Source organism: Colwellia sp., from assembly GCF_013215345.1.
GTDB lineage: Bacteria > Pseudomonadota > Gammaproteobacteria > Enterobacterales > Alteromonadaceae > Colwellia.
In genome coordinates this window covers 1-8,805 of sequence record NZ_JABSOV010000137.1, presented here as the reverse complement: position 1 = coordinate 8,805, position 8,805 = coordinate 1, and the positions used below count along the sequence as shown (strand labels likewise).

Annotated in this window: 10 protein-coding genes and 1 pseudogene; 5 read left to right on the top strand and 6 right to left on the bottom strand. The window is 37.4% G+C overall.

Annotated features, from left to right (window positions below; translation table 11 throughout):
* Both HRT50_RS15905 and HRT50_RS15900 read right to left on the bottom strand, forming a co-directional pair.
* A partial coding sequence (locus HRT50_RS15905) for a collagenase (RefSeq protein ID WP_291616255.1) occupies positions 1 to 1,531 on the bottom strand: 1,531 nt, incomplete at its 3' end.
* A gap of 454 nt (positions 1,532 to 1,985) precedes the next feature.
* Positions 1,986 to 3,176, bottom strand: a complete 1,191-nt coding sequence (locus HRT50_RS15900; RefSeq protein ID WP_291616253.1) for a class I SAM-dependent methyltransferase — start codon at positions 3,174 to 3,176, stop codon at positions 1,986 to 1,988.
* A gap of 147 nt (positions 3,177 to 3,323) precedes the next feature.
* Between HRT50_RS15900 and HRT50_RS15895 the strand changes: the two genes are divergently transcribed.
* Entirely contained in the window at positions 3,324 to 3,593 is a 270-nt protein-coding gene (locus HRT50_RS15895; RefSeq protein ID WP_291616252.1) for an acylphosphatase, read from the top strand.
* A 55-nt stretch (positions 3,594 to 3,648) separates the two neighbouring features.
* On the opposite strand, the gene HRT50_RS15890 is transcribed toward HRT50_RS15895, so the two are convergent.
* From HRT50_RS15890 to HRT50_RS15875, 4 genes are all read right to left on the bottom strand, one after another.
* The gene (locus HRT50_RS15890) at positions 3,649 to 3,858 is read right to left on the bottom strand and encodes a DUF1653 domain-containing protein (protein WP_291616250.1); all 210 of its coding nucleotides are present in this window, start codon (positions 3,856 to 3,858) and stop codon (positions 3,649 to 3,651) included.
* A gap of 35 nt (positions 3,859 to 3,893) precedes the next feature.
* Positions 3,894 to 4,340 (bottom strand): hypothetical protein, encoded by a 447-nt coding sequence (locus HRT50_RS15885; RefSeq protein ID WP_291616248.1) that lies wholly within the window; start codon positions 4,338 to 4,340, stop codon positions 3,894 to 3,896.
* A 144-nt stretch (positions 4,341 to 4,484) separates the two neighbouring features.
* On the bottom strand, positions 4,485 to 5,465 hold the full coding sequence (cysK, locus tag HRT50_RS15880; protein WP_291616246.1) for a cysteine synthase A: 981 nt from the start codon (positions 5,463 to 5,465) through the stop codon (positions 4,485 to 4,487).
* Positions 5,466 to 5,610: 145 nt separating this feature from the next.
* Positions 5,611 to 6,033, bottom strand: a complete 423-nt coding sequence (locus tag HRT50_RS15875) for an META domain-containing protein (protein ID WP_291616244.1) — start codon at positions 6,031 to 6,033, stop codon at positions 5,611 to 5,613.
* 337 nt (positions 6,034 to 6,370) lie between these two features.
* On the opposite strand from HRT50_RS15875, the gene HRT50_RS15870 reads away from it, so the two are divergent.
* The 4 genes and pseudogenes from HRT50_RS15870 to HRT50_RS15855 all read left to right on the top strand — a co-directional run.
* On the top strand, positions 6,371 to 7,105 hold the full coding sequence (locus HRT50_RS15870; protein WP_291616241.1) for a DUF599 domain-containing protein: 735 nt from the start codon (positions 6,371 to 6,373) through the stop codon (positions 7,103 to 7,105).
* Complete coding sequence (locus tag HRT50_RS15865) at positions 7,098 to 7,586, top strand: DUF2919 family protein (RefSeq protein ID WP_291616239.1); 489 nt, start codon at positions 7,098 to 7,100, stop codon at positions 7,584 to 7,586. The genes HRT50_RS15870 and HRT50_RS15865 overlap by 8 nt, the downstream gene beginning before the upstream one ends.
* A gap of 50 nt (positions 7,587 to 7,636) precedes the next feature.
* Positions 7,637 to 8,407 carry a DNA polymerase III subunit epsilon gene (gene dnaQ / locus HRT50_RS15860; protein WP_291616237.1) on the top strand — a complete coding sequence of 257 codons (771 nt, stop codon included), beginning with the start codon at positions 7,637 to 7,639 and terminating at the stop codon, positions 8,405 to 8,407.
* Positions 8,398 to 8,805: pseudogene (locus HRT50_RS15855) on the top strand (TIGR03503 family protein); the annotation flags it as partial. The gene dnaQ and the pseudogene HRT50_RS15855, both read left to right, overlap by 10 nt.

The following is an 8,805-nucleotide window of genomic DNA, read 5'->3' as shown; positions in this document are numbered from 1 at the left end:
CTTTTTCAGTTGGAGAATTAAAGTTTCCGGCTAAATCAAAACGACCATCTAAGTAATGTACGTACTCATGTTCTAAGTTCCAAACATAATGGGGCGCTTCAGCATAAGAGGCTTCATAGGCAACGAAATTTGGAATATTACCAGCAACAGATGGGTCACCTTCTAAATACATACCACCATTATTGGTGTTTATATCAAAGATAGGGCCGCCATATTTACCATAATCATTGCTGCTGTCGAAAATATTAATTTGCAATTGATTGTTGGTATCACCTGGGATTGGCACATTACCAGACTGTGTTTTGTTGTGGAAATAACTTTCTTCAGCACCTAACACCGAACAAGCGGATGATTGCTGTGCAGAGGTTAGGTTTTGTGAGCGGATTATAAGGGTTGAGCTACAAGTATAAGTTTGCGATAACGCTTTTGCCTCTAGCTCAACTTCATAGCCACATATACCGTAATCAGCACAGTTACCATAGTAGGTGGCGGTATCAGCAGCACCTAACCAAACAGCATCGCCATTACCAAAGTTAACATAATTGGTAAAAATACTATTTAGGCCTGAATCAACGGTAGCCTGAATTGCCGTGCCGTACATCTTCATTCGACCTAATTCTCGGGCCGCATTAGAGATAAGGTATTCAGATTCACTGTTAATCATCCAGCTTTGCTGAGTAAAGTTATTTAAGCGACTGATTAAAGTGGTGTCGGTATTCACTAAGGTTTTAAAGTTAGTATTGTACTGGCCGCGAAATAAAATAGTGAAGATACCATTAACGGCACTACGCATATTCCATTTGTTACCATAACTTTGATTCCAGCGACTTAACCATTCTTTAACAACAGGTAAATATATATCTTGTTGCTCAGAGCTATCCATAGTGATGATAACTTCTGAAAGGGTTTTGCCATGGCCATCGTTATCTTGGTAAAAATTGGCATTGTTAACAAATGCATCAATTGCGCCTTTAACCGCAGGTTTTACCCAAGATACAAAAGTTACCCCGTTGTTGTAGAACTCGACATAATAGCCCGCGCGTAAATAAAGAAACATTGCTTCAATATTAACATCGCCGCCACCGGCATATGATTGTGATAAGTTTTTTACATGATTAGCCACGGCGTACATGTTGTCTGAACTATAGGCGCTTGTTTGAATGCCAGCTGAGGCATTAAACAATTCATTAACACAGTTAGGACCTTGAGTTTTAATTTCATTGATCAAGGTCGAAGAGTTCGATGTGGCAAAAGCATTAACATTACAACTCGCAGCTGCTTGTAATGACATTGGCTGCACTGACTTGCTATTCATACTTGTTAAAGGGGTAGCAGTGGCCTGCTTGTCCCTTTGAGGAGTTGGTGCCTTAATATCCACGGGGTTTTTCTGTGCATGACCACTGTGTAATTCAATAGTTTGCACACTTGATTGTTGTGGGGCTTGTTGTGGCGCTTGCGGTATGTGTGTGGCCTGTGCCGAGGCCATTGTTAGCAAAGTACAGCTAGCAATAAATAGCTTGTTAAGCTTCATATCAATATTCCTTTTTGTTTTTAGTATTATATTTTCTTTCTTCATGGATAAATTTTCATGAAAACAGCTTCATCCATGAAGTAAATAAAACCTAACATATACTTTATATCGTATACAATATAAAAATCGATCAAATTTTGAGCGTAAATGTTGAAAGGAGGAATATCTTCACTGTTAACGATTGTTTAATGTCAAGTTTATTTTTATGAATTGTTTGTTAACGTTATGTAAAATAACGGCAATATAAAGGAGAGGTGAGTGCTATCGTAGCGATATTTGTTTTATAGAAGCAGTTATTTAAGTGATATTTTTCAATAAAATAATTTTTAATTTAAAAGCTGTTTAAGCGTTTTAGCATGAAAATCATCAATCTTAGATGCTTTTTTATTGAGATGGCCATCCATAGCCATCACTAACATAAGTGTTTTATCTGAAGATTTGTCTGAGGTTTTGACTATTCAACCTGACAAACTAAACCTTTCAAATAATAACCTTCTGGGTAATTAGATGAAATAGGGTGATCAGCGGCTTGTTGTAATCGTTCGACAAAATAGACATTTCTTTTTGCATCTAATGCGGCATCGGCAACCACTTTTTGAAATAAGCTTGCTTCCATTAAGCCCGAGCAAGAAAATGTTAACAAAATACCACCAGGGTTTAATAATTGCATTGCCAGCATATTGATGTCTTTGTAGCCACGACAAGCGCCGGTTAGTTGTGCTTTTGATTCAACAAATTTAGGCGGGTCAAGAATAATCATATCAAAGCGACGTTGTTCTTCTCGATAGGTACGCAATAACTTAAATACATCAGCTTTAACAAAAGAAACGTTGGCATCAGCTAGACCGTTTAAATCTAAGTTACGTTTACCCATATCAAGGGCCGATTGCGATACATCGACATTAATCACTTCTTTGGCATTGTTTGCCGCGCAATGTAATGCAAAAGTACTGGTATAAGAAAAACAATTTAAAATAGTTTTATCTTTGGCAAATTTACCGGCCGTCAAGCGAGAGTCGCGTTGATCGAGATAAAACCCTGTTTTGTGACCGGTAGCAATATCAACATGTATTTTGATACCGTGTTCTTCAATTACACACTCGGTAGAGTCTTGTGGTTCAGTTAACCAACCCGTTACCGGCTCTAAGCCTTCTTTTTTACGCACATCAACATCAGAGCGTTCATAGATATGGCAATCAGGGTAAAGCTCTTTTAAACAGCTCACTAGCGTGTAACGATGAAAATCTGCACCAGCACTAAGTAATTGACAAACTAGAAAATTATCATATTTATCAATAGTAACGCCGGGCAGACCATCAGACTCACCAGCAATTAATCGATAGCCAGTTAATTTACCTTGGGCAATAAACCAGTCACGTCTAACTTGTGCCTTTTGTAACTTATTAAAGAAAAAATCCCGATCGATTTCTTGATGCTCGTCAAAGCTCCAGATTCTAATTCTAATTTGAGATTCAGGTGAATATGCACCCTTAGCTAACCAGTTACCTTTACTATCGAATACATCAACGGTATCGCCTAGCATAGGTTTACCTTTGATTTTGTTTATAGCTTTCGAAAAAATCCATGGGTGTTTACGTAATAATGATTTTTCACGACCAACATTTAAAGAAATTCTTGCTGACATAGGTCTATACTTATTTTTAATGAATAAATACCGAGTATTAAACGAGGATTTATTCGGTGAAAGAGGAATTTGTGCCGATTTTAGACAATGACTGTCTTAGGTGCAAACTTTACTGATAATAATAGTGATTTAATAAGAGAAAAATCTATGAATGTTAGCTATATTGCGCATATTTCAGGTAGGGTACAAGGGGTTTATTTTCGAGCCTCGTCTCAACAGCAAGCCATTGAATATAGTTTAAGTGGCTATGCGCGTAACTTAGCCGATGGCGATGTAGAAGTATTACTTTGTGGTGAACAAATTAATATTGAAAAAATGCTAGTGTGGCTTGCCCATGGGCCAGAGCAAGCCGATGTGACTGACATACAGCATAAGAAAGTGCCATGGCAAGAACATCCCTTTTTTTCTATTGGCTAAAGTTACTTATCAACAACAACCTTATTTCTAACACTTACTTTTAACAATTAAAGCGCTACGGCTTAACAAAGCTGAAGCGTTTTAATGTTTTCCCCTCTCGCTCTATCGTTTCATCAAACATAGTTAAAGGGCGCAGCCATATATCTTCTTTATTATCGGCTGGGTGGTAAACCACCATATATTCTTCAGTTTCGCTATGCCGACCAATATGAAGTACTTGGTAGAAGTTGCCTTTAAAGTGTTGGTAGGTACCTGTTTTTAACATTATTTTATCTTATATTTAATTATGGGAGAGGAGCTTTAAAAAGGGTCTTTTAATATTTTATCAATAAACCACTTACCATCACGTTGGACAATCGCTAAGCGTTTAACTTCTTTAATACGTTTGTCTTGGTAATAGCCATCAAAATAAACGGTGATATTAGCGGTACCTTTAAATTGTTCTCGAATTTTAACACCGCTACTATCCGGTCTCATTTCTACTTTGTCGTATGACATATTAAACAGGTGACGGGCGACTGCTTGCGGTGAGCGATAATGAAGAATAAGTCGTGCTAACTTAGGATTACAAACGGAAGCCGCTTTTTCAATGTTTTTTTCATTATACAGGGCATCGAAAAAAGCTAAGGCAACTATTTCAGGGTTATTAACCGTAGTGATTTTTTTTGAATCATCACTATCACAAGCCGTTAATAAAAAGACTGAGCTTAATAACAAAAAAGATAGAATGATTTTTAAATGGCGCATGATAAATAAGTCAAAAGTAGAAACATTATGCTTAATAATAACGTAATTACTTTGCTAAAGTGAAGTGAAATTTCTTTGACGATGTTTGAAACGAAAAAAGACACCGAAGTGTCTTTAGTCAAAAGTAAATTAATTCAATAATTTTTATTGAACAAGTTCCTTATCGCTAAAGCTCTCGCTAAATAACGCACTTGATAGGTAACGTTCCGCAGAGCTTGGTAAAATGACGACAATATTTTTACCTTTATTTTCAGGACGTTCAGCTATACGCTTGGCAGCAACAACTGCGGCGCCTGATGAAATACCAGCAAGAATGCCTTCTTCTTTCATTAAGCGGTGTGCCATAGCAAAAGAGTCTTCATTAGAAACCAGTTCAACGGCATCAACCATTTCAAGGTCTAAGTTACCAGGAATAAAGCCGGCACCTATACCTTGAATCTTATGAGGACCCGGTGTTAATTCTTCACCAGCAAGTGCTTGACTGATCACTGGCGAGTCTACAGGCTCAACGGCAACCGTAGTAATGGCTTTACCTTTGGTTAGTTTAATATAGCGGCTTGTACCAGTAAGAGTACCACCAGTACCAACACCAGAAACAAAGATATCTATATTACCATCGGTATCATTCCAAATTTCTGGTCCTGTAGTTTCTTCATGTATTTTTGGGTTAGCTGGGTTGTCAAACTGGCCTAATAATACATATCTTTCTGGATCTGAATCTTTAAGCTCTTGGGCTCTAGCAATTGCGCCACCCATACCCTTAGCACCGTCAGTCAATTCAACTTTTGCACCTAAAGCGGTGAGTAATTTACGACGTTCTAAGCTCATTGTGCTTGGCATGGTTAAGGTAATGGCATAGCCACGCGCTGCAGCCACAAACGCTAAAGCGATACCTGTATTGCCACTGGTAGGCTCAACAATTTCTTTTCCTGGGCTTAATAAACCTTTTTCTTCAGCATCCCAAACCATGCTAGCGCCAATACGACATTTAACGCTGAAGCTTGGATTTCTCGCTTCTATTTTAGCGTACACATTTGCGCCATTTTCAGCATTAATCACTCGGTTTAGCTTAACTAAAGGAGTATTACCTATGGTTGTGGTGTTGTCTTCGAAAATTTTAGACATATTGGATCCTGTGGAATTAGTTGTATTAACAGCATAAGAGTAGCTTTTTGTTATAAAAAATGAAGTGATATTTTGTTATAACTTATATTGCTATATAGCAAAAAAGTATAGAAAGCTTGTTTTTTGATATTACTTAAATGCTAGCTTATGGTTTTGTTCTATTTGCTTTTATTTGCAAACTGCCTTGTTGGTCGTACATTGATAGTTCGCCATTATTCAATTGGAAACGTTTTACCTTGCCTAGGGCTTGCAATAATCGAGACTCTTGCTCCATTAAAGCAGGTAAACACATTTTCCGAGTTACGGCCATTGGGCCAATGTTTAACGAGTTGTGCTCTAGGGTATAGCTCGAGGATATGTTATTACACGATGCAGAGCCACTTAATCTGTTTTGCTGATCAAAGTTTAATTGAGCAGTACTTTTAGTGATGACAGCTTTATCCTTAATTGACTCAACGAGCCAACTGCCTGGTAATGATTCCTGTGTTGGCAGGGCAGAAGAGCTATTACAAGCAGTCAGTGTGGTTGAAATCGCCAGTAACAACGTCAGTTGTTTAATCTTTATCATTGAAATTCCTTGAATGTCGAGTGATGACTTAAATGCTAACACGCGGTGGATTGTAATAGTGCCAGTGTTATTCAATTATTTATAAAACTCAAGTGCTTAGTTTGTTAGGCTATGAAAAGCTAAATAATGATTCTATTTAAAGCCATATTTTTATGCTAGCAATACTTTAAATAGGTATTCTTTATCGGTATTACTTACTCGGTAATTATTACTGGCACTAAATACTTGTGGTAATTCAAAGCGTATTTTTAGGAATTAAATGAAGTTGTTGGTCAATAAAAATTGTTGGCGTATAATCATTTTTTTGTTGTCCCTGTTACGTATTAAGGAATTGAATTTGCCTTTTACCCTAGTCGATATTTTAGCTTTAGCTGTTTTCGTTGTCGCTTGGTATGGTTATACCGTATTTGCTCGAAAAAAAGCCAAGACCACAGACTGCATCGCCAGATCTTTACATCAACATCGAATTCATTGGATGTATGAAGTGATTTCGCGTGAAATAAGGGTTTCAGAAGCTGCTTTACTCGCCAATTTGGAACGTAACATTGCTTTTTTTGCGTCTAGCACCTTGTTGATCCTTGCCGGTATTTTTACCTTATTCGCAAAAGTCGAAACCTTGGCGGTGGTTATTTCTTCATTACCCTTTGCCGCCGATGTTAATCATTTAGCCATACAATTAAAACTCAGCTTATTAGCCTTTATCTTTGTTATTTCATTTTTTCAATTTACTTGGTCGATGCGCCAATACGGTTTTTTAAATGTCATGATAGGCGCGACGCCCTTTGATCAGTCGGGCACAAATGAGAATTTATTGGCTTATGCAAAGCAAATGGCGATAGTGCAAGACCAAGCTGCCCATTCTTATAACTACGGCTTGAGATCGTATTATTTTGCCATAGCAGCAATGTGTTGGTTTTTTCACCCACTTTTATTTGTCTTGATGAGTTTATGGGTCGTTTACACCTTATATACCCGTGAATTTAATTCTAAGGCGGTGAAGGCCATTACAGCTGCCCAGCATTTATTACAGCAAGAGCGTCAATTGAAAAATGAGAAAATGCCAGGTGTCTAAACAATATCAACAGTATTCCATCGAAGATTTTGATAAATTTGACTGTTTAAAGTTATCAAAACGTTTTTATCTGGTGTTACTGTTTGTTTTACGTGGCTATCTAGTTTGGCTTATGTCCGTAACGAATATGAAAGACCGAGTGTCAACCATGCAGTGGGTTTATCCAGACACAAACTTATTCTTTTTAAGCTTGGTGTCAGGCTTAATTGGTTTATTTGTTGTACTTATCATTAGTCTACGTCGGCCTAATGCACCAAACTGGGTAAAAAGCCTATGGCCTTATTGTCGAGCATTGTTGATAGGGGCGTTAATTTTTGACTTCACCATTAACCTTATTGGCTTTATATTCTGGCAATTGACTTCCATGCCATGGTTAATTTGCCAAGGCTTGATTGTCTTTGCTTTAATTACTCTATGCTTTACTAGTAAACGTATGCAAATTAACTTAATCGAATTTCCTCAAACGCTACCAGAAAAATAGTCATCACATTAAACTTAATGCGTGATAGACATTAAATAAAAGGCCCGCAAGTGAATAATATACCCGACAGCCCAGAGGCAGAAAAAGATCAGCGCTTAATCATTTTGGATACTGAAACTACTGGTATTAATCCAAGAGAAGGGCACAGAATTGTAGAAATTGGTTGTGTTGAAATGGTCAACCGTCAATTAACAGGCCGAACCTTTCATGCGTATATAAAACCCCTTGACCAACGCGGCAATGTGTTCGAAATGGAACAAGAGGTTATAAACATTCATGGTTTAACCAATGAATTCTTAAATGACAAACCTATTTTCTCTCAGGTAGTTCATGAGTTTATTGATTTTATTCGCGGCGCTGAGCTAGTAATACATAACTCAAAGTTCGATGTTGGCTTTATGGATCATGAATTTTCATTGTTCAACTCTATGAATCGCAGCCAAGACAAAGTACCTATGACGGAAGACATCTGTACTATTACCGATACTCTGAAGGTGTCAAAAGAAAAACTTGGCTCACCCAAGACCTTAGATTACTTAGCACGATTCTACCGAGTAGATAAATTAATCGACCGTACTTATCACGGGGCATTGATTGATGCGCAATTATTGGCCTTTGTCTATATAGAAATGACGCGCTTGCAGTCAACATTAGATTTTTCTGTTGGTGATGGCAACAATACAGATGTTAATGCCATCAGACGGCTACCGTCTACACGGAATAAATTAAAGGTTATTGCTGCTTCGGCCGATGAATTAGATGCACATGCCGATCGTGTTGCCGTAATAGCCAAAAAAGGAGGGGAGCCACTTTGGAAATAACTAAGCATCAGTGTTTTAACGCTAAAAAAAATAAAGTATCAAGCTTGTCTGCTGCTTTACTTTTTATTGTTACTTCATTTAGTGCTGGAGCATTGATTAATAGTGATATAGAAAATAGCAGTAAAGTAGATAAGTTGAGTAAAACGCGCGTTGAATATTATCAAAAGGATAATATAACCAATCAAGTTCCTTATTTTGATAATCGATTTCGTCTTGATGCCAACTTAGATGAAATAACGTTAATTTTTTATCGTAAAAGTGGTAGTAAGCCTATTATTCTTATTAGACCTGACGGTAGTAAAATACGGGTCAATGAATTTGATCATGAAAAAGTGCAATGGTTTGATGACAGTACTTTTGACATGATTAAGATTAAAAAACCTATGCCGGGGCCATGG

Excerpts from the sequence above, each read along its gene's own strand:
- HRT50_RS15900 (WP_291616253.1), bottom strand. The coding sequence starts at position 3,176 with ATGTCAGCAAGAATTTCTTTAAATGTTGGTCGTGAAAAATCATTATTA.
- HRT50_RS15895 (WP_291616252.1), top strand. The coding sequence starts at position 3,324 with ATGAATGTTAGCTATATTGCGCATATTTCAGGTAGGGTACAAGGGGTT.
- HRT50_RS15890 (WP_291616250.1), bottom strand. The coding sequence starts at position 3,858 with ATGTTAAAAACAGGTACCTACCAACACTTTAAAGGCAACTTCTACCAA.
- HRT50_RS15885 (WP_291616248.1), bottom strand. The coding sequence starts at position 4,340 with ATGCGCCATTTAAAAATCATTCTATCTTTTTTGTTATTAAGCTCAGTC.
- cysK (WP_291616246.1), bottom strand. The coding sequence starts at position 5,465 with ATGTCTAAAATTTTCGAAGACAACACCACAACCATAGGTAATACTCCT.
- HRT50_RS15875 (WP_291616244.1), bottom strand. The coding sequence starts at position 6,033 with ATGATAAAGATTAAACAACTGACGTTGTTACTGGCGATTTCAACCACA.